Genomic DNA, 23,763 nt, shown 5'->3' on the forward strand with positions numbered 1-23,763 from the left:
ACAACGGAGTTCGGGCGGACGCGCCCCGTGCGCGTCGGACACAGACGGGGGCAGCGCATGGACGCTGTGCGGCTCATCGTGACGAGTGGGCGTGCCCTGGCGGCCGGCGGCGAGGTGCCGGACATCCTCACGGAGGTGTGGCAGGTGCAGGCGCTGGCGCAGGCGATCGGCAGTCGGCTGGCGGTCTACGGACCACCCGAACTGCGCGGCGAGGCGATCGGATTGACCGAGCTGGCGGGCCGCGGCTGCGGAGTGCTGCGCACCCCTGAGCTGGCGCCGGACGAGTTGCGCGCCGCCCAGCTGACCGAACTGGGCGACGCCCGCCAGGCGCTGATGCGGCTCGGCACCCTGCTCGGCGAGACCGGCATCGCCCTGGTCGGTGCGGCCTGCGCGGCGGACGACGAGGCCACGTACTGGCAGTGCATGGAGGCCATCGACGCGGCGGACGAGTCCCGGGACCGGGTCCTGGAGATGCTGCGCAAACTGGCCGACAGGGACGCGGACTTACCGGAGCGGGAGGCGGGCTAGACACGACACCCGCCACTCGCACCCGCGTACAGCCTCAGTCGTCGCGCCGCTCCTCGCCGGCCGGCCCCTCCGGGCCCCCGGCCGACTGGAGGTCGGCGTCCAGGGCCGACAGGTCCGCGTTCAGCGCCGCCATCAGCTCCTCCATCTGCTGGAGCAGCCCCTGCGGCCGGGCATCCGCCCCGTCCTGCCGGGGCACGGTCTCTTCGGACATGGCGGCCTCCTCGGCCCCAGCCCCCACGGGGAGGCCGACACGGTTGACGCACCGGCGCACACGCCCGGCGCGGACGCCGGGCGATCCGGCTCCGCCCCGGCAAACGATCACCGTCCGGCCCGGTCACTGGCCCGGCCGCGCACCGGGCCCGCGGTTGACGCGAATTCACCCGCCGGAGGTCCGAAACACCCCGGGGCGGCCGGAGCCGGTGCGGCACACCCGCACCGAGCAGGCAGGATGGAGACATGGATCTCCGCATCTTCACCGAGCCCCAGCAGGGGGCCACCTACGACACCTTGCTCACCGTCGCCAAGGCCACCGAGGACCTCGGATTCGACGCCTTCTTCCGCAGCGACCACTACCTCCGCATGGGCTCCGTGGACGGTCTCCCCGGCCCCACCGACGCCTGGATCACCCTGGCCGGCCTCGCCCGCGAGACCGAGCGCATCCGGCTCGGCACCCTCATGACCGCCGGCACCTTCCGGCTGCCCGGCGTCCTCGCCATCCAGGTCGCCCAGGTCGACCAGATGTCCGGCGGCCGCGTCGAGCTGGGCCTCGGTGCCGGCTGGTTCGAGGAGGAGCACAAGGCGTACGGCATCCCCTTCCCGAAGGAGAAGTTCGCCCGCCTGGAAGAGCAGCTCGAGATCGTCACCGGCCTGTGGGCCACCGAGACCGGCAAGACCTTCGACTTCCACGGCAAGTTCTACGACCTCACCGAGTCGCCCGCGCTGCCCAAGCCCGCGCAGGCGAAGGTCCCGGTGCTCATCGGCGGCCACGGCGCCACCCGCACCCCGCGCCTCGCCGCGCGGTACGCCGACGAGTTCAACATCCCCTTCGCCTCCATCGAGGACACCGAGCGCCAGTTCGGCCGGGTACGGGCCGCCGCCGAGGAGGCCGGCCGCCCGGCGGACGCGCTGACCTACTCCAACGCCCTCGTCGCCTGCGTCGGCAAGGACGACGCCGAGGTCGCCCGCCGCGCCGCCGTCATCGGCCGCGAGGTCGACGAGCTCAAGGCCAACGGCCTGGCGGGCTCCCCGGCCGAGGTCGTCGACAAGATCGGCCGGTACGCCGCGGTCGGCGCCCAGCGGATCTACCTCCAGATCCTGGACCTCGACGACCTGGACCACCTGGAGCTGATCTCCTCCCAGGTCCAGTCCCAACTGGCCTGAGACCGCCGCTCGAATAACCGAAGGCGCCGGTCACCCGCCCTGTGCGATGGTGTGACCGTCGTCCTGCCGGAGCCCCCGGGGAACACCGCCCCGGGGGCTCCCGCGCGTACGGCACCCATCACATCCACCCAGCCGGAGAGGCCCTCCGCATGTTCCTGACCCTCACCACCACCGGTACCCCCGACCGTCCCGCGACCGACCTCGGTTTCCTGCTGCACAAGCATCCCGGCAAGGCGCAGGCGTTCTCCACCTCCTTCGGCACGGCCCACGTGCTCTACCCGGAGGCGGAGGAGCAGCGCTGCACGGCGGCGCTGCTGCTGGAGGTCGACGCGGTGGCGCTGGTCAGGCGCGGCAAGGGCAAGGGACGCGGCGGCGCCCCCGACGCGGCACTCGCGCAGTACGTCAACGACCGCCCCTACGCGGCCTCCTCGCTCCTCGCCGTGGCGCTGAGCAACGTCTTCTCCAGCGCCATGCGCGGCGTCTGCAAGGCCCGCCCCGAGCGTGCCGCCGAGCCGCTGCCGCTGCGCGTCGAGATCCCGGCGCTGCCCGCCCGCGGCGGCCCCGACCTCGTACGGCGCCTGTTCGAACCGCTCGGCTGGGCGGTCACCGTGCAGACCGTCCCGCTCGACACCCAGTTCCCCGAGTGGGGCGACTCCCGCTACGTCCGCCTCGAACTGGATTCCGCGAGCCGCACCCTCGCCGAGGCCCTGCGCCACCTGTATGTCCTGCTCCCGGTGCTCGACGACGCCAAGCACTACTGGGTCGCCCCGGACGAGGTCGACAAGCTGCTGCGGGCCGGCGAGGGCTGGCTGCCCGGCCACCCGGAGCAGAAGCTGATCACCAGCCGCTATTTGTCCCGCCGCTGGTCCCTGACCCGGGAGGCGATGGACCGGCTGGAGCTGATCCGGCTCGCCGAGACCGACGACAGCGACGTCGAGGAGATCGACAACGCCGTCGAGGCGGAGGCCGAGCAGGAGGAGCGGCCGACCCCGCTCGCCGTGCTGCGCCGCGAGGCGATCCTCACCGCCCTCCGCGACGGCGCCGCCGCCCGCGTGCTCGACCTCGGCTGCGGCGAGGGCCACCTGGTGCGCGAGCTGCTCAAGGAGCCGCGCTTCACCGAGATCGTCGGCGTGGACGTCTCCGTGCGCGCGCTCACCATCGCCTCCCGGCGGCTCAAGCTGGACCGCATGGGCGAGCGGCAGGCCGCGCGCGTCCAGCTCTTCCAGGGCTCGCTCGCCTACACCGACAAGCGCCTGAGGGGCTACGACGCCGCCGTGCTCAGCGAGGTGATCGAACACCTCGACCTGCCAAGGCTGCCCGCCCTGGAGTACGCCGTGTTCGGCTCGGCCCGCCCCCGCACCGTCGTCGTCACCACACCGAACGTCGAGTACAACGTGCGCTGGGAGACCCTGCCGGCCGGCCACGTCCGCCACCGCGACCACCGCTTCGAGTGGACCCGCGAGGAGTTCCGCAGCTGGGCGGACGCGGTCGCCGAACGCCACGGGTACACCGTCGAGTTCCGCCCCGTCGGCCCCGACGACCCCGAGGTGGGCCCGCCCACCCAGATGGCCGTGTTCACCCTGACCGCGACCGCGAGCAGGACCGAGAAGGAGGCGAAGGCCGCATGACCACCCCCGACACCACCGGCACCACCGCGCGGGGCCGCGCCCTGCCGGTCACCGACCTCTCCCTCGTCGTGCTGATCGGCGCCTCCGGCTCCGGCAAGTCCACCTTCGCCCGGCGCCACTTCGAGCCCACCGAAGTCATCTCCTCCGACTTCTGCCGGGGCCTGGTCGCCGACGACGAGAACGACCAGAGCGCCAGCCGGGACGCCTTCGACGTCCTGCACTACATCGCCGGCAAACGGCTCGCCGCCGGCCGCCGCACCGTCGTCGACGCGACCAACGTGCAGCAGGACGCCCGCCGCCAGCTGATCGACCTGGCCAGGAAGCACGACGTGCTGCCCATCGCCGTCGTCCTCGACGTACCCGAGCAGGTGTGCGCCGAGCGCAACGCCACCCGCACCGACCGCGCCGACATGCCCCGCCGGGTCATCCAGCGCCACACCCGCGAACTGCGGCGCTCCCTGCGCCACCTGGAGCGCGAGGGCTTCCGCAAGGTGCACGTGCTGCGCGGGGTGGCCGAGGTCGAGCACGCCACCGTCGTCACCGAGAAGCGCTTCAACGACCTGACCCACCTCACCGGCCCCTTCGACATCATCGGCGACGTCCACGGCTGCGCCTCCGAGCTGGAGACCCTGCTCGGCAGGCTCGGCTACGCCGACGGCGTCCACCCCGACGGCCGCACCGCCGTCTTCGTCGGCGACCTCGTCGACCGCGGCCCGGACAGCCCCGGCGTACTGCGCCGCGTGATGTCCATGGTCAAGTCGGGCAACGCCCTGTGCGTCCCCGGCAACCACGAGAACAAGTACGGGCGCCACCTCAAGGGCCGCAAGGTCCAGCACACCCACGGACTCGCCGAGACGATCGAGCAGATGGACGGCGAGAGCGAGGAGTTCCGCGCCGAGGTGCGGGAGTTCATCGACGGCCTGGTCAGCCACTACGTCCTCGACGGGGGCAAGCTGGTGGTCTGCCACGCGGGCCTGCCCGAGAAGTACCACGGCCGCACCTCCGGCCGGGTCCGCTCCCACGCCCTGTACGGCGACACCACCGGCGAGACCGACGAGTTCGGGCTGCCGGTGCGCTACCCGTGGGCCGAGGACTACCGGGGTCGCGCGGCCGTCGTCTACGGCCACACCCCGGTCCCCGAGGCCACCTGGCTCAACAACACCATCTGCCTGGACACCGGCGCCGTCTTCGGCGGCAAGCTCACCGCGCTGCGCTGGCCGGAGCGCGAACTGGTCGACGTACCGGCGGAGCGGGTCTGGTACGAGCCGGCCAAGCCGCTGCGCACCGAGGCGCCCGGCGGACACGACGGCCGGCCGCTGGACCTGGCCGACGTGCACGGCCGCCGGGTGGTCGAGACCCGGCACGCGGGCCGGATCACCGTGCGCGAGGAGAACGGGGCGGCGGCCCTCGAGGTCATGAGCCGCTTCGCGACCGACCCCCGGCTGCTGCCGTACCTCCCGCCGACCATGGCGCCGACCGCCACCTCGGGGGTCGACGGCTACCTGGAGCACCCGAAGGAGGCGTTCGCGCAGTACGCGGCGGACGGGGTGGCGCGGGTCGTGTGCGAGGAGAAGCACATGGGCTCGCGGGCGGTCGTCCTGGTCTGCCGCGACGCGGAGACGGCCCGCGCCCGCTTCGGGGCCGACGGCGGCCCCACCGGGTCCCTGTACACCCGCACCGGCCGGCCCTTCCTCGACGACGCCTCCGTCACCGAGGAGATCCTCGACCGGCTGCGCACGGCGATCGGCGAGGCCGGCCTGTGGGACGAACTGGCCACCGACTGGCTGCTGCTGGACACCGAGCTGATGCCCTGGTCCCTGAAGGCGTCCGGGCTGCTGCGCTCCCAGTACGCCGCGGTGGGCGCCGCCTCCGGCGCGGTGTTCCCGGGCGTGCTGGCCGCACTGGAGAGCGCCGCCGCGCGCGGCGTCGAGGTCACCGGCCTCCTCGCCCGCCAGCGCGCCCGCTCCGCCGACGCCGCCGCGTTCACCGACGCCTACCGGCGCTACTGCTGGCCCACCGACGGCCTGGACGGTGTCCACATGGCGCCGTTCCAGATCCTCGCCGTCCAGGGCCGCAGCCTGGCCGCCCTGCCGCACGACGAGCAGCTCGCCCTCATCGACCGGCTCGTCGAGCACGACGGCAGCGGCCTGCTGCGGACCACCCGGCGGCTGTACGTCGACACCGGCGACCCCGAGTCGGTGGCGGCGGGCATCGACTGGTGGCTGGAGATGACCGGCCGCGGCGGCGAGGGCATGGTCGTCAAGCCGGTCGGCGCGCTGGTGCGCGACGCCAAGGGCCGCCTGGTGCAGCCCGGCATCAAGTGCCGGGGCAGGGAGTACCTGCGGATCATCTACGGCCCGGAGTACACGCGCCCCGACAACCTCGCCCGGCTGCGGCAGCGGTTCCTGGGCCACAAGCGGTCCCTCGCCCTCCGTGAGTACGCACTCGGCCTGGAGGCCCTGGACCGCCTCGCGGACGGCGAGCCCCTGTGGCGGGTGCACGAGGCGGTCTTCGGCGTCCTCGCCCTGGAGTCGGAGCCGGTGGACCCGCGGCTGTGAACCCGGGGGTCCGGCGGGCCACCCGCCGGACCCCCGCCGCCCGGAGCCGATCCGCCCGCGGCCGGGCGTTCGACGCCCGGGTCGGCCCGGGGGAGGCCGGGAGCGCACGGGTCTGCGCGAGCAAGGGGTGAACAGGCGCCCGAATGGTCAGGATGGAGTCATGGGATTCCAAGTCGACTCCGAAGCCGGGCGGCTCACCCGCGTCATCCTGCACCGGCCGGATCTCGAGCTCAAGAGGCTCACCCCCAGCAACAAGGACGCCCTCCTCTTCGACGACGTGCTCTGGGTGCGCCGGGCGCGCGCCGAGCACGACGGGTTCGCCGACGTGCTCCGCGACCGCGGGGTGGCGGTGCACCTCTTCGGCGACCTGCTCACCGAGACCCTGGACGTCCCGGCCGCCCGCCGGCTCGTCCTGGACCGGGTCTTCGACGAGAAGGAGTACGGCGTACTGGCCACGGACCACCTCCGGGCCTCCTTCGAGACGCTGCCCGCCCGCGAGCTGGCCGAGGCCCTGGTCGGCGGCATGACCAAGCGGGAGTACCTGGAGACGCACCCGGAGCCGACCTCCGTGCGCTTCCACGCCATGGAGCTGGACGACTTCCTGCTCGGTCCGCTGCCGAACCACCTCTTCACCCGGGACACCTCGGCCTGGATCTACGACGGCGTCTCCATCAACGCCATGCGCTGGCCCGCCCGGCAGCGGGAGACCGTCCACTTCGAGGCGATCTACCGGCACCATCCGCTCTTCCGGGACGAGAGCTTCCACGTCTGGTCCGAGGGGCAGGCCGACTACCCCTCCACGATCGAGGGCGGGGACGTCCTCGTCATCGGCAACGGCGCCGTCCTCATCGGCATGAGCGAGCGGACCACGCCGCAGGCCGTGGAGATGCTCGCGCACAAGTTGTTCGCGGCGGGGTCCGCACGCACCATCGTGGCCCTCGACATGCCGAAGAGACGTGCCTTCATGCACCTGGACACCGTGATGACGATGGTCGACGGCGACACCTTCACCCAGTACGCCGGGCTCGGCATGCTCCGCTCCTACACCATCGAGCCGGGCGTGGGGGAGAAGGAGCTGAAGGTCACCGACCACCCGCCGGAGCACATGCACCGCGCGATCGCCGCGGGCCTCGGCCTCAACGAGATCCGTGTGCTGACCGCGACCCAGGACGTCCACGCCGCCGAGCGCGAGCAGTGGGACGACGGCTGCAACGTGCTGGCCGTCGAGCCGGGCGTCGTCGTCGCCTACGAGCGGAACTCCACCACCAACACCCACCTGCGCAAACAGGGCATCGAGGTGATCGAGATCCCGGGCAGCGAACTGGGCCGGGGCAGGGGCGGCCCGCGCTGCATGAGCTGCCCGGTGGAACGGCAGTCCGTATAAGAATTCAATCTCTCGTATACTGTTCCATTGAGTCCCGTCCCCGTATCTCTGGAGCACCCCATGGCGACAGTCCCGCTCGCCCTCGCCGGCCGCCACTTCCTCAAGGAGCTCGACTTCACCGCGGAGGAGTTCCGCGGCCTGGTCGGGCTGGCCGCGGAGCTGAAGGCCGACAAGAGGGCCGGGGCCGAGACGCGGCACCTCCAGGGCAAGAACATCGCGCTGATCTTCGAGAAGACCTCGACGCGCACCCGGTGCGCGTTCGAGGTCGCCGCCGCCGACCAGGGCGCCTCGACGACCTACCTCGACCCCGCCGGTTCGCAGATCGGCCACAAGGAGTCCGTGAAGGACACCGCACGGGTCCTGGGGCGCATGTTCGACGGGATCGAGTACCGGGGCGACAGCCAGCAGAAGGTCGAGGAGCTGGCCGCCTTCGCCGGCGTCCCCGTCTACAACGGCCTGACCGACGACTGGCACCCCACCCAGATGCTCGCCGACGTGCTGACCATGACCGAGCACAGCGACAAGCCCCTGGACGAGATCACGTTCGCCTACCTCGGCGACGCCCGCTTCAACATGGGCAACTCCTACCTGGTCACCGGCGCCCTGCTCGGCATGGACGTGCGCATCGTCGCCCCGAAGTCCTACTGGCCCGCGCAGGAGGTCGTCGACCGGGCGAAGGCGCTCGCCGGGACCAGCGGGGCGCGCGTCACCCTCACCGAGACCGTGGACGAGGGCGTGCGCGGCGCCGACTTCGTCGTCACCGACGTCTGGGTCTCCATGGGCGAGCCCAAGGACGTCTGGGCCGAGCGGATCGAGGCCCTGGCCCCGTACGCGGTGACCATGGACGTCCTGCGCGCCACCGGCAACCCGGACGTGAAGTTCCTGCACTGCCTGCCCGCCTTCCACGACCTGGGCACCAAGGTCGGCCAGGAGATCTTCGAGGCCCACGGGCTCGACTCCCTGGAGGTCACGGACGAGGTCTTCGAGTCCGCGCACTCGGTCGTCTTCGACGAGGCGGAGAACCGGCTGCACACCATCAAGGCCGTCCTCGTCGCCACACTCGCCTGACCAGGGCCGTTATCCTGACCGACGGCCCCGGAGCCACCCCTTCCGGTGCCGTCGGCCGCGACCACCGTCGCGCCCCCGCACCACCAGAAACGAGCACCACCCGCAATGCCCGCTTCCCGCGTCAAGTCCCCCCACCTCCTGGTCGCCGAATCCGGCGCCGACCGCGAAGGCCACGGCCTGAAGCGCACGATGGGGCTGTTCCAGCTCGTCTGCTTCGGCGTCGGCGCGATCGTCGGCACCGGCATCTTCGTCGGGCTGTCCGACTCGGTCGCCGAGGCCGGCCCCGCCGTCGTGGTCTCCTTCGTCCTGGCCGCGATCACCTGCGTCTTCACCGCCTTCGCCTTCGCCGAGCTGGGCGGCGCGATCCCGGTCTCCGGCTCCTCGTACTCCTTCGCCTACGCCGGCCTCGGGGAGCGGACCGCCTTCCTCGTCGGCTGGTGCCTGCTGCTGGAGTACGGCGTCTCCGTCTCCGCGGTCGCCGTCGGCTGGAGCCAGTACGTCAACGAACTGCTCGACAGCGTCCTGGGCGTCCAGCTCCCGCACGCGCTCTCCGCCGGCCCCGGCGACGGCGGCGCGGTCAACCTCCCCGCGGTGATCGTCATCGCCCTGGCCTGCGTGCTCCTGGTGCGCGGCGTACGGGAGAGCGCCCGCGCCACGGCCGCGATGGCCGTCCTCAAGCTGGCCGTCCTGATCGCCTTCTGCGCCATCGGCTTCTACGCCTTCGAGGACGGCAACCTCAGCCCGTTCTCCCCGGCCGGTCTCGGCGGCATCGGCGCCGGCACCACGGCCGCCTTCTTCTCGTACATCGGCTTCGACGCGATCACCACGGCCGGCGAGGAGGCCAAGAACCCGCGCCGGGACATCCCCGTCGCGATCCTGGTCTGCATCGGCCTGGTCACCCTGCTGTACTGCGCGGTCGCCGTCGCCGCGATCGGCGCCGTCGGCGGCGACACGGTCGGCGACCGGCCCGCCGCGCTGTCCTACGTCGTCAACCAGGTCACCGGCTCCGCGATCGGCGGCGGCGTGGTCGCCTTCGGCGCGGTCGTCGCCATCGCCTCCGTGGTGCTCGCCGTGATGTACGGCCAGACCCGCATCCTGATGTCGATGTCCCGGGACGGCCTGATCCCGCGCGTCTTCGAGAAGGTCTCGCCGCGCACCGCGACCCCGGTCGCCGGCACGCTCATCGTCGGCGTGGTCTTCGCCCTGCCCGCGGCCTTCGCCCCGCTCGACGCGGTGGTCAACCTCTGCACCATCGGCACGCTGGCCACCATGGCCGCCGTCAACGTCGCCGTGATCGCGCTGCGCCGCCGCGAGCCGGGCCTCGCCCGCACCTTCCGCGTGCCGCTGTACCCGGTGACGCCGCTGCTCGGCGTCGCCTTCTGCCTGTACCTGATCTACGAGACGGGCGCGGCGACCTGGCTCCAGTTCGCGGTCTTCCTCGCCGTGGGCCTGCTGGTGTACGCCGCCTACGGGCGCCGGCACTCCCGCCTGGCCCGGACGGACGCGGACGTCACTCCGCGGGACCCCGCTGAGCGGGTACCGCAGGAAGCCTGAACCAGACCGCCTTGCCCGCCCCGGTGGGCCGGTGACCGCAGGACGAGCTGAGGGCGCGGATCAGCAGCAGGCCGCGCCCGTGCTCCTGCCAGGGGTCGGGCGGCTCCATGCCCGGGCGGGTGAGGTCGCCCGGCGGCGACGGGTCCGGGTCGTGCACCTCCACCTGGCAGCTGGTCGGCATCAGCTCCACGACCAGCTCGATCGGCGAGCCGCCCGCGGTGTGCTCGACGGCGTTGGCCACCAGCTCCGCCGTGAGCAGCTCGGCGGTGTCGCCGTCGGCCGTGTGCTCCAGCTCGGCCAGCGCCGTACGCACCAGGGCACGGGCCACCGGCACGGCCGCTGCGGAGTGCGGCAGTGCGATACGCCAGGAGGCCGGGGCTGAAGGGTGATCGTGCACGGTCAGTCCGTTTCGTGGAGCAGACAGTCCTGTCCTGCTTTCAACCTTATGAATGGTACGGCGCCACCCGGCAGAGCCGTTCGACGGGCACCGCCGGGACCTTCGGCCCGGCGCCGCGGGTCCCGCATCCAGAGGTCTATCGCGCACCCGTGACGACAGTCACAGAACGGTGATAGCTTCGAGTGTCATGAGTCCTTTCACCGGCTCCGCCGCCCCCACCCCCGACTGGCGGCACCTGCGCGTCGATCTGACCGACGGCGTCGCCACCGTCACCCTCGCCCGCCCCGACAAGCTCAACGCGCTGACCTTCGAGGCCTACGCCGACCTGCGGGACCTGCTCGCCGAGCTGTCCCGGGAGCGGTCCGTGCGAGCGCTGGTGCTGGCCGGGGAGGGACGCGGCTTCTGCTCGGGCGGCGACGTGGACGAGATCATCGGCGCGACCCTGTCCATGGACACCGCCCAGCTCCTCGACTTCAACCGCATGACGGGCCAGGTGGTGCGGGCCGTACGGGAGTGCCCGTTCCCGGTGATCGCCGCGCTGCACGGCGTCGCCGCCGGGGCGGGAGCGGTCCTCGCGCTGGCCGCCGACTTCCGCGTCGCCGACCCGTCCACCCGCTTCGCCTTCCTCTTCACCCGCGTCGGCCTCTCCGGCGGCGACATGGGCGCGGCGTACCTGCTGCCGAGGGTGGTCGGCCTGGGGCACGCGACCCGGCTGCTGATGCTCGGCGACCCGGTGCGGGCGCCGGAGGCCGAGCGGATCGGCCTGATCAGCGAGCTGACCGACGAGGGCCGCGCCGACGAGGCCGCCGCCGCGCTCGCCCGCCGCCTCGCCGACGGCCCGGCCCTCGCACACGCCCAGACCAAGGTTCTCCTCACGGCAGAGCTGGACATGCCGCTCGCGGCAGCGGTGGAACTGGACGCCTCCACCCAGGCCCTCCTGATGAACGGCGAGGACTACGCGGAGTTCCACGCGGCCTTCACGGAGAAACGCCCCCCGAAATGGAACGGACGGTAGGGATGCGCACCTCAGGGGCGCGGGACAGCGTCGATATGCGACTCCGCCGCGGGGCGCGACCCGCCACGACGGTCCCGCAGCCGCCGACGGCGACCGGGCACCCCCACCGCATCGCGATCATCGGCGGAGGCCCCGGCGGCCTCTACACCGCCGCCCTCCTCAAACGCCTCGCCCCCGACCGCCAGATCACCGTCTGGGAACGCAACGCCCCCGACGACACCTTCGGCTTCGGAGTCGTCCTCTCCGACGAGACACTCGGCGGCATCGAACACGCCGACCCGGCCGTCTACGCGTCCCTCGAGGCCGACTTCGTCCGCTGGGACGACATCGACATCGTCCACCGAGGCACCCGCCAGACCTCCGGCGGACACGGTTTCGCCGCCCTCGGCCGCCGCCGGCTCCTGGGGATCCTGCACGACCGCTGCCGCACCCTCGGCGTCGAGCTGCGCTTCCGCACCGAGGCCCCGCACCCCGACCGCCTGGCCCGGGAGTACGACCTCGTCGTCGCCGCCGACGGCGTACACAGCACCACCCGGGCGACCTACCGCGACGCGTTCCGCCCCTGCCTCACCACCCACCGCTGCCGCTACATCTGGCTCGCCGCCGACTTCGCCTTCGACGCCTTCCGCTTCGACATCGCCGAGACCGAGCACGGCGTGGTGCAGCTGCACGGCTACCCCTACGCGCCCGACGCCTCGACCGTCATCGTCGAGATGCGCGAGGAGGTCTGGCGGGCGGCCGGCTTCGACGAGCTGGACGAGGCCGAGTCCACCGCCCGCTGCGCCAAGATCTTCGCCGACGCCCTCGGCGGCCGGCCGCTGAAGTCCAACAAGTCGGCGTGGACCACCTTCCGCACGGTCGTCAACGAACGCTGGTGGCACGGCAACGTCGTCCTCCTCGGCGACGCCGCCCACACCGCCCACTTCTCCATCGGCTCCGGCACCAAGCTCGCCGTGGAGGACGCCCTCGCGCTCGCCGCCTGCCTGGAGGAACAGCCCACCCTCGAGAAGGCGCTCGCCGCCTACGAGGAGGAGCGGCGCCCCGTCGTCGCCTCCACCCAGCGGGCGGCCAAGGCCAGCCTGGAATGGTTCGAGGACCTGTCCCGGTACGTCGACCAGCCGCCCCGCCGGTTCGCGTTCAACCTGCTCACCCGCAGCCGCCGCGTCACCCACGACAACCTGCGCCTGCGCGACCCCCGCTTCACCGCGTCCGTCGAGCGCGAGTTCGGCTGCCCGCCCGGCACCCCGCCGATGTTCACCCCGTTCCGGCTGCGCGGCCTGACCCTGCGCAACCGCGTCGTCGTCTCCCCGATGGACATGTACTCGGCCACCGACGGCGTTCCCGGCGACTTCCACCTCGTCCACCTCGGTGCGAGGGCGCTGGGCGGCGCCGGACTGGTGATGACCGAGATGGTGTGCGTCAGCGAGCGGGGCCGCATCACCCCGGGCTGCGCGGGCCTGTACACCGGACGCCAGGCCGAGGCGTGGCGGCGGATCACGGACTTCGTGCACGCGCAGGCGCCCGGCACCGCGATCGGCGTGCAGCTCGGGCACAGCGGCCGCAAGGGCTCGACGCGGCTGATGTGGGAGGGCATGGACGAACCGCTCCCCGAGGGCAACTGGCCCCTCGTCGCCCCCTCGCCGCTGCCGTACAAACCGGGCGGCCAGGTCCCGCGCGAGCTGTCCCGGGCGGAGCTGACGGACGTCCGGGAGCAGTTCACGGCCGCCGCCGCCCGCGCCGCCCGGGCCGGTTTCGACCTGCTGGAACTGCACTGCGCCCACGGCTACCTGCTCTCCGGCTTCCTCTCCCCGCTCACCAACCGCCGCACCGACGCCTACGGCGGCTCACCGGAGAACCGGCTCCGCTTCCCGCTGGAGGTCTTCGACGCCGTGCGCGGCGTGTGGCCCGAGGACCGGCCCATGACCGTACGCGTGTCCGCCACCGACTGGGCCGAGGGCGGTACGACCCCCGAGGAGGCCGTGGCCGTCGCCCGTGCCTTCGCGGCGCACGGCGCCGACGCCGTCGACGTGTCCACCGGGCAGGTCGTGTCCGACGAGCGGCCCGAATTCGGGCGCTCCTACCAGATCCCGTACGCGGACCGCATCCGGCACGAGGCCGGCGTACCGGTGATCGCCGTCGGCGCGATCTCCTCATGGGACGACGTGAACTCGCTGATCCTGGCCGGCCGCACCGACCTGTGCGCCCTCGCCCGCCCCCACCTCTACGACCCGCACTGGACCCTGCATGCCGCGGCCGAGCAGGGCTACGAGGGGCCGGGCGTCGTATGGCCGGCCCCGTACCGGGCGGGCAGCCGCCGCCCGGTCACCGGACGCACCGACGCCCCCAGGCCCAGACTCACGCTGCACGGCGGGCGTCAGGACGTGTAGCCCCAGGCCGCGCTCACCGGACGCAGCGGTCCGGCGATCTCCTCCTCGGCGGGCAGCGCGCGGCCCGGCTGGACCGTGCCGGTGCGGATGTTGTCCCGCCAGTCACCGAGGCCCCGGACCAGTTCGCCGTCGCTCTTCCTGCCGTAGTCGAGCATGGCCGGGTCGTAGTCGACGCCGAGGAACGCGCACAGTCGGCGCATCTCCCGCTCGGGGTCGGCGGTGATGTCCTCGTAGCGCACGGTGAAGCCGTCGGCGTCGGCCGCGCGGGCCTCCTCGACGGCCCGCACGTAGGGCAGCACGTCGCCCACGGCCTTGTCGTACGGCCGCTTGACGGGGTCGCTCTCGTGCCATGAGCGGGCGATCGACTCGGGGTGGCGCAGCAGGAAGACGAAGCGCGCGTCGGGCCAGCAGTCCTTGAGCCGCTGGAACATGTAGACGTTGGCCGGGGTCTTCTCCACGACGAAGTCCTTGCCGGACCGGGTCAGCTCCCGGTGCATGACGCGGTCCCACAACAGGTGCTCCAGGTCACCCCGGTCCAGGCCGAGGGTGCCCATCGCGCGCTGGGAGAACCAGTTGGTGCAGACGACCTCCATCCGGCCGAGGTGCAGCTCGTGCGGGGCGTGCAGCCGCGGGTGGGCGCCCAGCATCATGCGCAGCAGGGTGGAGCCGGAGCGGATGGAGGAGATGATGAAGACGGGCTGCCGCAGCAGCCGCTCGGTCGCCAGTTCCTCGGCCGACGGACATCGGTAGGCGGGCACCGGCCGCTCGGCCGCGTCCGGCGCGGCGGAGGCCTTCTTTCCCCTCGCTCTCTGGGGAGCTCTCCGTACCTGGAGGCCGGTGGTGACGGTGAGGGCCCGGTTCAAGTTACGTGCGAGGCTCATGCGTCCGCACGGTAGGTGACGAACCTGAGAAGAGGGTCTGAGAAGGCTGAGGGTTCCTTGATCGGCGGCAAATGTGACGGGAGTCACCCTGGAGTGTCGAGTGCCGCGTAGACCGCCCCCGCGTCGCGCAGCCGATCGTGCAGCGCGTGGAAGACGGCCGCCGAGCGCGTGCCGGGCCACCCCTCGGGCAGCAGCCGGGCGGGCAGACCGGGGTCGGCGTAGGGCAGGTGGCGCCAGGAGTCCAGGGCGAGGAGGTAGTCGCGGTAGGCCTCCTCCGGCGGGGTGTCCGGCCGTCGCTCCCAGTCGCGCAGCACGCGCGCGTGGCGGTCGAGGAACGCCTCGTGCTCCTTGGCGACCGCGGCCAGGTCCCACCAGCGGGCCACCGCCTCGGCGGTCGGCGTGAAGCCCAGGTGCTCACCGAGGAAGAAGTCCACGTAGGAGTCCAGGCCCAGGCGGCCCAGCGCGTGCCGGGTCTCCTCGTACAGGCGTGCCGGGGCGATCCACACGCCGGGGGCCGCCGTGCCGAAGCCGAGTCCGGCGAGGCGGGAGCGCAGCACGTGCCGCTTCTGCCGTTCCGACTCCGGCACCGAGAACACCGCGAGCACCCAGCCCTCGTCCTCGTAGGGCGCCGTGGCGTAGATGCGCCGGTCTCCGTCGTCCAGCAACTGACGGGCCTCGGCGGAGAGCTCGTAACCGGCCGCGCCGTCGGCCGTGCGCGCGGGCAGCAGCAGCCCGCGCCGCTTCAGCCGGGACACCGAGGAGCGCACGGACGGGGCGTCCACCCCGACCGTGGCCAGCAGCCGGATCAGCTCGGCGACGGGTACCGGGCCCGGCGCGAAGCGGCCGTACGCGCCGTAGAGCGTGACGATCAGGGACCTCGGGGCGTGCTGCGCGTGCTGGTCGGACACATTGATCATCTTATGTCGTCGGCATCATGCCTGGTCGCCCCGGGGATGATCGGGCGGCTGCGGCTGCGGCTGCGGCTGCGGCTGCGGCAGTAGCCGGTAGCGCTGGAGCTTGCCGGTCGCCGTGCGCGGCAGGGCGTCCGCGAAGTGGATCTCGCGCGGGCACTTGTACGGCGCGAGCTCGGCCCGGAGGAAGGCGCGCAGTGCGTCGGCGTCCCGCTCCGCACCCTCCCGCAGTACGGCGTGGGCGACCACGACCTGCCCGCGGTGCGCGTCGGGCCGGCCCACGACGGCCGCCTCCACCACGTCCGGATGACGCAGCAGCGCGTCCTCCACCTCCGGCCCGGCGATGTTGTACCCCGCGGAGATGATCATGTCGTCGGCGCGGGCGACGTACCGGAAGTATCCGTCGGGCTCGCGCACGTACGTGTCACCGGTGATGTTCCAGCCGCCCCGCACGTACTCCCGCTGCCGCGGATCGGCGAGATACCGGCAGCCCACCGGGCCCCGCACCGCGAGCAGCCCCGGCTCCCCGTCGGGCACCGGCGCTCCGGACTCGTCCTGCACGCGCGCGTGCCACCCCGGGACCGGGACGCCGGTCGTGCCGGGCCTGATGTCGTCGTCCGCCGCGGAGACGAAGATGTGCAGCAGCTCGGTGGCGCCGATGCCGTTGATGATGCGTAGGCCGGTGCGTTCGTGCCAGGACCGCCAGGTGGCCGCGGGCAGGTTCTCGCCCGCCGAGACGCAGCGCCTGAGACTCGTCACGTCGTACGCGTCCAGTTCGTCGAGCATCGCGCGGTACGCCGTCGGCGCGGTGAACAGCACCGACACCCGGTGCTCGGCGACGGCGGGCAACAGCTGCCGGGGACCGGCCTGTTCGAGCAGCAGCGCGCTCGCCCCGGCCCGCATCGGGAAGATCACCAGCCCGCCCAGCCCGAAGGTGAAACCGAGCGGCGGACTGCCCGCGAAGAGGTCGTCCGGACGCGGCTTGAGCACGTGCGCGGAGAAGGTGTCGGCGATCGCCAGCACGTCACGGTGGAAGTGCATGCAGCCCTTGGGCCGTCCGGTGGTGCCGGAGGTGAACGCGATCAGCGCCACGTCGTCGGCCGCGGTGTCCGCGGGCGGGTACGGGGTCTCAGGTGCGGTACCCGCCCGCGTACCGGCCCTTCCGGCGGCCTCCGCGCCTGCCTCCGCCTCGGCCTCCGTACCGGCCTCCGCGCGGGTCAGCAGGTCGTCGGGCGCGTCCCCGCCGTACGTCGTGATCCGCAGCCCCGGGACCTCCGCCTTGGCCAGGTCGTCGACGGTCCGGACGTCGCACAGCGCGTGCCGCACCCGGGCGATCTCGCAGATCGCGCGCAGCTCGTGCGGGCGCTGCTGGGCCAGCACCGTGACCGCCACCGCCCCCGCCTTCAGCACCGCCAGCCAACAGGCGGCCAGCCACGGGGTGGTGGGGCCGCGCAGCAGCACCCGGTTGCCCGGGACGACACCGAGGTCGCCGGTGAGGAGGTGGGCGAGCCGGTCGACCCGGGCCCGCAACTGCCCGTACGTCCAGCCGTCCCCGGACGCGGTGCGGAAGACCGGGCGGTCGTCGGGCGGGCCGGTGAGCAGCTCGGCCGCGCAGTTCAGCCGGGCGGGGTAGCGCAGCTGCGGGAGGTCGAAGCGGAGCTCTGGCCACTGTTCGGGGGGCGGCAGGTGATCACGCGCGAAGGTGTCGACGTGGCCGGAGCGGTGCGGCTCCGCGTGATGCGTCTGCGCCATGGCGGTTCGCCCCCTTTGTCGTGGTGGGCTCGCGCAACGAGCGTATCGTGTTGGTGACGACAGTCAACGGTGCGCGATAACCTCGGGCGTGGCCCGGCGCGCAGGAGCACGGGACGCGGCAGGGTGCGTAGCGGGGGACCGGCAGGGTGCGCAGCGGGGGACGTGGCAGGGGAAGGGACCGTCGATCGATGACCGCATTCTCGCTCGAACCGGCACAACTCGCCTGGTGTGCCGAGCTGCGCGCCCTGGCCGACGAACGGCTGCGCCCGCTGGCCGAGAAGGGCGAGCCGGGCCGCGTCAACCGGGCCCTCCTCGTCGAACTGGGCGCCCTCGGGCTGCTGCCCCGCCTGTTCACCTCGGGCGCCCTCGATCTCTGCCTGATGCGCGAGTCCCTGGCCCACGCGTGCACGGAGGCCGAGACCGCGCTCGCCCTCCAGGGCCTCGGCGCGCACCCCGTCCACGCCCACGGCACCGAGACCCAGCGCGCCCGCTGGCTCCCCCGGGTGAGCGACGGCAGCGCGGTCGCCGCCTTCGCCCTCAGCGAGCCCGACGCCGGCTCGGACGCGGCTGCGCTGAGCCTGGGCGCGGAACCGGACGCGGGACCGGCGGACGCCGACGCGGCAGGGACCGGAGGGGCAGACGCCGGAGGGGCAGACGCCGGGCGCCGCGGGGAGCCCGGCACCACGCGGCCCGTGACGCCCGGCACCACGACGGCCGAAAGTCCCGGTACCGGTACCGCGAGGCCCGGAGCGGGGCGCGGCGCGGAGGCGAGCCGACCACCGGGCCCCGCAACTCCCGACACCGGACGGCCGGGCCCGGAGGCGAGCCGACCGGCCCCGGACGCCCACGGGCCCGGTGCCCGGCAGGCCCCGGCCCCCGCCTCCCTCGCCGCCGACCGCGACGGCCCCTCCGCCTGGCGGCTCACCGGCGAGAAGTGCTGGATCTCCAACGCCCCCGAGGCCGACTTCTACACCGTCTTCGCCCGCACCACTCCCGGCGCCGGCGCCCGCGGCGTCACCGCCTTCCTGGTGCCCGCCGACCGCCCCGGCCTCACCGGCACCCCCCTCGACATGCTCTCCCCGCACCCCATCGGCGCCCTCGCCTTCGACGCCGTCCCCGTCACCACCGACGACGTCCTCGGTGAGGTCGACCGCGGCTTCCGCGTCGCCATGGACACCCTCAACCTGTTCCGCCCCAGCGTCGGCGCCTTCGCCGTCGGCATGGCGCAGGCGGCCCTCGACGCCACCCTCGCGCACACCACCGCCCGCACGGCCTTCGGCGGCAGACTGCGCGACCTGCAGACCGTCGCCCACCAGATCGCCGAGATGGCCCTGCGCACCGAGGCGGCCCGCCTGATGGTGTACGCGGCGGCGACGGCCTACGACGAGGGCGCACCGGACGTCCCCCGCCGTGCCGCGATGGCGAAGCTCCTCGCCACCGAGACCGCCCAGTACGTCGTCGACCGTGCCGTCCAGCTGCACGGCGCCCGCGCCCTGCGCCGCGGCCACCTCCTGGAACACCTCTACCGGGAGGTGCGCGCCCCGCGCGTCTACGAGGGCGCGAGCGAGGTGCAGCGCGGCATCATCGCCAAGGAGCTGTACCGCACCCTGGACGCGACGACCGAGGAGGCCGGCGCATGACCGCCGAACGGCTCAACCCGCCCGAACTCTCCCCGCCCACGGGCTTCTCCCACGCCGTCGTCGCCACCGGCAGCCGCGTCGTGTTCCTGGCCGGCCAGACCGCCCTCGACACCGACGGCAAGGTCACCGGCGACACCCTCGTCGCCCAGTTCGAGACGGCCCTCACCAACCTCCTCACCGCCCTGCGCGCCGCCGGCGGCACCCCGTCCGACCTCGCCCGCGTCACCGTCTACGCCACGGACGTCGCCGCCTACCGCACCCACGCCGCCGAACTCGGCCGCACCTGGCGGGAGCTGGCCGGCCGCGACTACCCTGCGATGGCGGTCGTGGAGGTCGTACGCCTGTGGGACGAGCGGGCGTTGGTGGAACTCGACGGATTCGCCGTACTGCCCTGACGGGCCCGCAGACCCTGGAGTCCCGGATGCCGGACGTCGAACTGACCGCGGGAACCATCGAGTACGAGGACACCGGCGGAGACGGCCCCGTCGTCGTGCTCCTCCACGGTCTGGTCCACGACGCGACAGTCTGGCGCAAGGTGATCGCCGACCTGCGCACCGACCACCGGGTGATCGCCCCGACCCTCCCCTACGGCGCCCACCGCCGGCCCATGTCCCGGCCGCCCACCCCGGACCTGGTCAACGAGCTGATCGCGGAGTTCCTGGACCGCCTCGACCTGAGGGACGTCACCCTCGTCGAGAACGACTGCGGACGGGCCCAGACGGTGGCCGCCCGGCACCCGGAACGCCTCGCGCGCCTGGCCCTCGTCGCGTGCGAGGCGTTCGACAACTACCCGCCGGGCCTGCCCGGGAAGCTGATCGGCCTCGCCTGCCGGGTGCCCGGGGGCGTGTCCCTGCTGGTCCGCGTCCTCGGGCTGAGACCACTGCGCCGGCTCCCCGTCGGCATCGGCGCGCTCACCAAGCGGCCCGTGCCGGACGCGATCGTCGACGGCTGGCTGCGTCCGCTGCGCACCGACCCCGCCGTCCGGCGCGACTTCCGGTACTACGGCACTCACGTCCGCCGCGACGAACTGCTGGAAGCCGCCCAGGGGTTGCGGCGCTTCGACCGGCCCGCGCTCGTCGTCTGGGCACTGGAGGACCTGATGATGCCCCGCGCCCATGGCCGACGCCTGGCAGAACTCCTCCCGCGGGGACGGCTGGTGGAGATCGAGGACACCCGGACACTCATCGCCGAGGACCAGCCGGAACTGCTCGCCTCCCTGCTGCGGGAGTTCATCGCCGAGAAGAGCTGAGCGCCGCACCCGGCGGGGCGGTCAGGCCGCCATCGCCAGTCGCCCGGCCGGCACCCGGCGCGGACCGACCACCCGCCCGTCGGGCAGCAGCTCGCCGGTGTCGTCGAAGACGATCGTGCCGTCGCACAGCAGGCTCCACCCCTGCTCGGGGTGGGCGGCGACGACGTGCGCGGACGCCGGTCGCGCGGCGGGGGAGTCGGCCGCGGGGCAGGAAGACCGGTGGGTACACATGGCGCACCTCCACGTCGGGGGACCGTCCCGTCGTCGGGACCGTCGCATGTACAGACCGTGCGCCCGCGCCCGAGTCAGCGCCAAGACCCGGCCGGCAAGCGTGACAACACCCGGACAACCCGGGGACGGTTCCACGACGGCCGAAGCGGACCCGCCACCGATACGGGACGCGCCACCGGGAGACGCACCGCCACCGGGAGACGCGCCGCCACGGAACGGGACCGCCACGGAACGGGACCCGCCACCGAACCTGACCCGCCACCGAACGCGAGCCGCCACTGCGACGCGCCACAGGGACTCGCCACCGAAGGGGTGACGGTCACCCCCGCCGGCCCGTCCGCCCGGTACCAGTGGAACCCCCCATTCCGACCGACCGACCGGGAGGCCCCCGTGCCCGTACGATCCGCAGCCCTCGCCACCGCAGCCGGCGCCGCCCTCTTCCTGCTGGCCGCCCCCGCCGCGACGGCGGCCCCGCACGACGCCCGCCACGTCACCGAGTCGGTGACGATCGACCCGACCGGCCGCATCGCCGCCGACGGCACCGTCACCCTCTCCGGCACCTACCGCTGCACCGGCAGTACGGGCCCCGTCTTCGTCAGCTCCACGGTGAGCCAGAGCGACCCGAACGTCCGGTACAGCGTCGGCGGCACCCCCGCGGTCTGCGACGGCCTGGAGCACCGTTGGGTCGACTCCGGCACGCTCGACGCGGGCAAGCTCAAGCCGGGCGCGGCCCACGTCGAAGCCACCCTGGTCGAGCTGCGCCCCGTGGGCATCGTGCCGCTCCCGAGCTTCCACGCGCGGCACAGCCAGGACGTGACCCTGGTCCAGAGCTGAGCCCCGGACGCCATCGGCCCCCGCACCGGGTGGATGCGGGGGCCGATGGCGTGGGCAGCCGTGGGTCAGGGACGCTTCCTGGCCTCCGTGCCGGGCCGCGGCGAGCGCGGGGGAGTGTTCCGCTGCTGCGGAAGGGAGACCGGGTCCGGGGACGCCGGACCGCCCGTTCCGGCGCCCGGAGCGGGCGTGTCGCGTTGGCGGTGGCGCGGTGTCACCGCGCGGCGGGGCGGGCGGGTCAGTGTGATCTGCCGGACGATCTGCTGGAAGCAGACCAGCGCGGCCAGCCCCGGCAGGGCCGCGGCCGCCGCGTCGCTGAGCGTCCTGGGCGCCTGAGCGATGCACAGCAGCATCGCGATGGCCGAGAACAGCAGGACCACCGCCCAGGAATGGACCGCGCGGCGCTGGTGCAGCGCGGACCGCAGCACGGCCAGCGACGCCACCAGCCAGGGGCCGTAGACCAGCAGCGGCCACCAGGACACCACGCTGCCGCGGGTGCGGGTCGCGGCGGCCAGGCGCAGGGGCTCGTAGGCCACCATGCCGCCGAACAGGCTCACGGAGGCCGCGATGACCGCGGCGAGCGCCGCCACGAACAGGCTCGTGGCGCGCAGCCGGCTCACCCGTTTGCGGATCTTGCGGTGGCTCGTGGGGGTGTCCCGCAGCGGCGGCAACTCCGCGGTGATCTCCTGCAGGTTGCTCAACGGCGTGCCCGGTGCGGGAGCCAGGGCCGACGTGTCCGCTGCGTGCGGCACCGGGGGCTGCTGCTCCATCGCGTCCTGGAGCAGGAACGCGAGCTCCTCGGCGGGGTCCCAGCCGGGCTCCGGCGGGACCAGCGTTTCCTGGAAGGCGTGCTCGGGGGCGCGGTGCCGTCCGGTTCCCATGGAGCGGAACGGGCCCTCGCCGTAGGACAAGTGATGCTGGAACTGTTCGTCGTGCATGACGCCTCGGGTCACTCCGCCCGGGTGCATGTCAGAGCCGTCTGGGACCGTCCCCAACGCTCGGCGAAGCCGGCCTCGAGCTCGGTCATGACGTCCAGGAAGCGCAGCAGCACGGGCTCCGTCACCCGGAGCGGGACGGGGAGTCCGCCTCTGGTCAGAGTTCCGCCACCCGGTGACGGCCAGTGGTTTCTGCCGGGCCGGTAGGTGCACGGACCAAGCTCCACCAATTCCCCGTTTTCCTTCGTCATATCCGAAGTAACGTCTGCCTTGTCCGTCGGATGCGCGGCAGTCGAGTGAACGAATTCTGCGATTCTTCGATACTTACCCAATCCAGAATTCACATCGGAGCGACAGTATCGCTGTACGAAAAGCAGGAATGCGGGCCGGGGTGGGTAAATATGGCAATTGGGCGCGCCACGGCACAGTGGAGGCCCCTCAGTCGCCCGTGCCCGCGGGGTGGACGACGGCGGGACGCGGCTCGCCGTGGAAGACGTGACGGGTGTGCCAGTCACGGTGTGCGGCGGCGACGGGGAGCGTGCCGGGCTGCGGGCCGACCAGGGGACGGCCGGCGAGTGCCGTGACGTACTCGCGGGCGGCCGGGCTGTGCCCGACGAAGCGCTGCGAGACCAGTATCCGCAGGTCGTCCCCGATCCCGAGGACACCCTTGTCGAAGAGCTTGTGGTGCAGCGTGCACAGGCACAGCCCGTTCTCGACGTCGTCGGGCCCGTCGAACGCCCACCAGCGCACGTGGGCGGCCTCCAGCCCGACCGGCACCGCGCCGATCCTGCCGTCGTAACCGCAGAAGGCGCACCGGTACTCGTACGCGATCAGCACCCGCTCCCGCATCCGGCGGTCCCGCTGCCGCCGCGCCGGCGCCGGTAGCCCGGTCCGCACCGGTTCCAGGTCCAGGCCGACGGCCTCGCACAGTTCGCCGTGGAGGGAAGGCGGGAAGTGCAGGTCGAGCAGCAACCGCGCCATCCTGCCGAGCAGTCCGGGGTCACCGCGCAGCGCCGTCCTCAACTCCCGCGCCAGCCGCCCGGTGGCGCCCGTATCCCGCAGGTCCCGTATCCCGCTCCCGGGACTGCCGGGTCCCCGGTCGGTGACCACTTCCCACACGCCGTCGCTGATCAGGTGGTGGAAGGGGTAGGCGGGTGTCGTCTTGTGGGGCGGACCGTACTCGGCCAGCAGCCGCTGCAGGTCCCGCTCCACCGCGGTGTACCGCAGTCCGCCGTCGGGGTCGCCCTGGAACCGGCCGAGGGCGTACAGGAGCAGCAGCGGCTTGTGCGGGGCGCGGGTCCCGCTCCGGGTCCACTGCCTCAGCGTCCCGATCCGCTCCAGCCAGTCCATGGGGGCGATCGTAGCCCGGGCCCTGCCGCACGCAGGCCCGCCGCGGTCGCTCCGCCGGCTTCACGCGGACGGCGACTGCGGGAT

At 73.2% G+C, this 23,763-nt stretch carries 21 protein-coding genes; 13 read left to right on the forward strand and 8 right to left on the reverse strand.

Going from position 1 to position 23,763, the window contains the following annotated elements; genetic code table 11:
• Nucleotides 1-57: 57 nt before the first annotated feature.
• Entirely contained in the window at nucleotides 58-528 is a 471-nt protein-coding gene (locus ACLIN4_RS26815; RefSeq protein ID WP_043378771.1) for a DUF6099 family protein, read from the forward strand.
• Nucleotides 529-562: 34 nt separating this feature from the next.
• On the opposite strand, the gene ACLIN4_RS26820 is transcribed toward ACLIN4_RS26815, so the two are convergent.
• Nucleotides 563-739 carry a hypothetical protein gene (locus ACLIN4_RS26820; protein WP_179350422.1) on the reverse strand — a complete coding sequence of 59 codons (177 nt, stop codon included), beginning with the start codon at nucleotides 737-739 and terminating at the stop codon, nucleotides 563-565.
• Between the two features lie 245 nt (nucleotides 740-984).
• Here ACLIN4_RS26820 and ACLIN4_RS26825 point away from each other — a divergent pair, with 245 nt between their 5' ends.
• The 6 genes from ACLIN4_RS26825 to ACLIN4_RS26850 all read left to right on the forward strand — a co-directional run bounded on the left by ACLIN4_RS26825 (nucleotide 985) and on the right by ACLIN4_RS26850 (nucleotide 10,100).
• Nucleotides 985-1,908, forward strand: a complete 924-nt coding sequence (locus ACLIN4_RS26825) for an LLM class F420-dependent oxidoreductase (protein WP_100047359.1) — start codon at nucleotides 985-987, stop codon at nucleotides 1,906-1,908.
• A gap of 149 nt (nucleotides 1,909-2,057) precedes the next feature.
• On the forward strand, nucleotides 2,058-3,536 hold the full coding sequence (locus ACLIN4_RS26830; protein WP_411576302.1) for a 3' terminal RNA ribose 2'-O-methyltransferase Hen1: 1,479 nt from the start codon (nucleotides 2,058-2,060) through the stop codon (nucleotides 3,534-3,536).
• Nucleotides 3,533-6,094: a polynucleotide kinase-phosphatase gene (locus ACLIN4_RS26835; protein ID WP_382024493.1), complete on the forward strand. Its 2,562-nt coding sequence runs from the start codon at nucleotides 3,533-3,535 to the stop codon at nucleotides 6,092-6,094. Before ACLIN4_RS26830 ends, ACLIN4_RS26835 begins: the two co-directional genes overlap by 4 nt.
• Nucleotides 6,095-6,254: 160 nt before the next feature.
• The gene (locus tag ACLIN4_RS26840; RefSeq protein WP_107475894.1) at nucleotides 6,255-7,478 is read left to right on the forward strand and encodes an arginine deiminase; all 1,224 of its coding nucleotides are present in this window, start codon (nucleotides 6,255-6,257) and stop codon (nucleotides 7,476-7,478) included.
• A 60-nt stretch (nucleotides 7,479-7,538) separates the two neighbouring features.
• Nucleotides 7,539-8,546 carry an ornithine carbamoyltransferase gene (gene argF, locus ACLIN4_RS26845; RefSeq protein ID WP_107475893.1) on the forward strand — a complete coding sequence of 336 codons (1,008 nt, stop codon included), beginning with the start codon at nucleotides 7,539-7,541 and terminating at the stop codon, nucleotides 8,544-8,546.
• A gap of 105 nt (nucleotides 8,547-8,651) precedes the next feature.
• A complete protein-coding gene (locus ACLIN4_RS26850; RefSeq protein WP_364904445.1) occupies nucleotides 8,652-10,100 on the forward strand; it encodes an amino acid permease in 1,449 nt (482 codons plus the stop codon).
• Here ACLIN4_RS26850 and ACLIN4_RS26855 read toward each other — a convergent pair.
• The gene (locus ACLIN4_RS26855) at nucleotides 10,057-10,497 is read right to left on the reverse strand and encodes an ATP-binding protein (RefSeq protein WP_179342204.1); all 441 of its coding nucleotides are present in this window, start codon (nucleotides 10,495-10,497) and stop codon (nucleotides 10,057-10,059) included. The genes ACLIN4_RS26850 and ACLIN4_RS26855 overlap by 44 nt on opposite strands.
• A gap of 187 nt (nucleotides 10,498-10,684) precedes the next feature.
• On the opposite strand from ACLIN4_RS26855, the gene ACLIN4_RS26860 reads away from it, so the two are divergent.
• Together ACLIN4_RS26860 and ACLIN4_RS26865 are read left to right on the forward strand one after the other, a co-directional pair.
• Nucleotides 10,685-11,512, forward strand: a complete 828-nt coding sequence (locus ACLIN4_RS26860) for an enoyl-CoA hydratase family protein (protein WP_411576303.1) — start codon at nucleotides 10,685-10,687, stop codon at nucleotides 11,510-11,512.
• Entirely contained in the window at nucleotides 11,497-13,899 is a 2,403-nt protein-coding gene (locus tag ACLIN4_RS26865; RefSeq protein ID WP_411576304.1) for a bifunctional salicylyl-CoA 5-hydroxylase/oxidoreductase, read from the forward strand. The genes ACLIN4_RS26860 and ACLIN4_RS26865 overlap by 16 nt, the downstream gene beginning before the upstream one ends.
• Here ACLIN4_RS26865 and ACLIN4_RS26870 read toward each other — a convergent pair.
• The 3 genes from ACLIN4_RS26870 to ACLIN4_RS26880 all read right to left on the reverse strand — a co-directional run bounded on the left by ACLIN4_RS26870 (nucleotide 13,887) and on the right by ACLIN4_RS26880 (nucleotide 17,443).
• Nucleotides 13,887-14,780: a sulfotransferase family protein gene (locus ACLIN4_RS26870; RefSeq protein WP_100047351.1), complete on the reverse strand. Its 894-nt coding sequence runs from the start codon at nucleotides 14,778-14,780 to the stop codon at nucleotides 13,887-13,889. The two genes, ACLIN4_RS26865 and ACLIN4_RS26870, sit on opposite strands and share 13 nt — an antisense overlap.
• A gap of 83 nt (nucleotides 14,781-14,863) precedes the next feature.
• Nucleotides 14,864-15,697 (reverse strand): PaaX family transcriptional regulator C-terminal domain-containing protein, encoded by an 834-nt coding sequence (locus ACLIN4_RS26875; RefSeq protein ID WP_289908858.1) that lies wholly within the window; start codon nucleotides 15,695-15,697, stop codon nucleotides 14,864-14,866.
• Nucleotides 15,698-15,712: 15 nt separating this feature from the next.
• Nucleotides 15,713-17,443, reverse strand: coding sequence for an AMP-binding protein (locus ACLIN4_RS26880; protein ID WP_373428991.1), 1,731 nt, complete (start codon nucleotides 17,441-17,443; stop codon nucleotides 15,713-15,715).
• A gap of 188 nt (nucleotides 17,444-17,631) precedes the next feature.
• On the opposite strand from ACLIN4_RS26880, the gene ACLIN4_RS26885 reads away from it, so the two are divergent.
• From ACLIN4_RS26885 to ACLIN4_RS26895, 3 genes are read left to right on the forward strand one after another with little or no spacing between them, the layout of a single operon-like run.
• Nucleotides 17,632-19,083, forward strand: coding sequence for an acyl-CoA dehydrogenase family protein (locus ACLIN4_RS26885; protein ID WP_307651986.1), 1,452 nt, complete (start codon nucleotides 17,632-17,634; stop codon nucleotides 19,081-19,083).
• Nucleotides 19,080-19,478, forward strand: a complete 399-nt coding sequence (locus ACLIN4_RS26890; RefSeq protein WP_100047347.1) for a RidA family protein — start codon at nucleotides 19,080-19,082, stop codon at nucleotides 19,476-19,478. Before ACLIN4_RS26885 ends, ACLIN4_RS26890 begins: the two co-directional genes overlap by 4 nt.
• A gap of 26 nt (nucleotides 19,479-19,504) precedes the next feature.
• On the forward strand, nucleotides 19,505-20,332 hold the full coding sequence (locus tag ACLIN4_RS26895; protein ID WP_382023458.1) for an alpha/beta fold hydrolase: 828 nt from the start codon (nucleotides 19,505-19,507) through the stop codon (nucleotides 20,330-20,332).
• Nucleotides 20,333-20,353: 21 nt separating this feature from the next.
• On the opposite strand, the gene ACLIN4_RS26900 is transcribed toward ACLIN4_RS26895, so the two are convergent.
• Nucleotides 20,354-20,563 carry a DUF5999 family protein gene (locus ACLIN4_RS26900; protein WP_289908862.1) on the reverse strand — a complete coding sequence of 70 codons (210 nt, stop codon included), beginning with the start codon at nucleotides 20,561-20,563 and terminating at the stop codon, nucleotides 20,354-20,356.
• Between the two features lie 390 nt (nucleotides 20,564-20,953).
• Between ACLIN4_RS26900 and ACLIN4_RS26905 the strand changes: the two genes are divergently transcribed.
• The gene (locus ACLIN4_RS26905) at nucleotides 20,954-21,397 is read left to right on the forward strand and encodes a DUF6299 family protein (RefSeq protein WP_107475890.1); all 444 of its coding nucleotides are present in this window, start codon (nucleotides 20,954-20,956) and stop codon (nucleotides 21,395-21,397) included.
• A 65-nt stretch (nucleotides 21,398-21,462) separates the two neighbouring features.
• On the opposite strand, the gene ACLIN4_RS26910 is transcribed toward ACLIN4_RS26905, so the two are convergent.
• A complete protein-coding gene (locus tag ACLIN4_RS26910) occupies nucleotides 21,463-22,332 on the reverse strand; it encodes a DUF2637 domain-containing protein (protein ID WP_289908863.1) in 870 nt (289 codons plus the stop codon).
• A gap of 435 nt (nucleotides 22,333-22,767) precedes the next feature.
• Nucleotides 22,768-23,679, reverse strand: a complete 912-nt coding sequence (locus ACLIN4_RS26915) for a phosphorothioated DNA-binding restriction endonuclease (RefSeq protein ID WP_289908864.1) — start codon at nucleotides 23,677-23,679, stop codon at nucleotides 22,768-22,770.
• Nucleotides 23,680-23,763: the final 84 nt, after the last annotated feature.

It is taken from the genome of Streptomyces mutabilis (assembly GCF_046628145.1).
GTDB classification, from domain to species: domain Bacteria; phylum Actinomycetota; class Actinomycetes; order Streptomycetales; family Streptomycetaceae; genus Streptomyces; species Streptomyces mutabilis.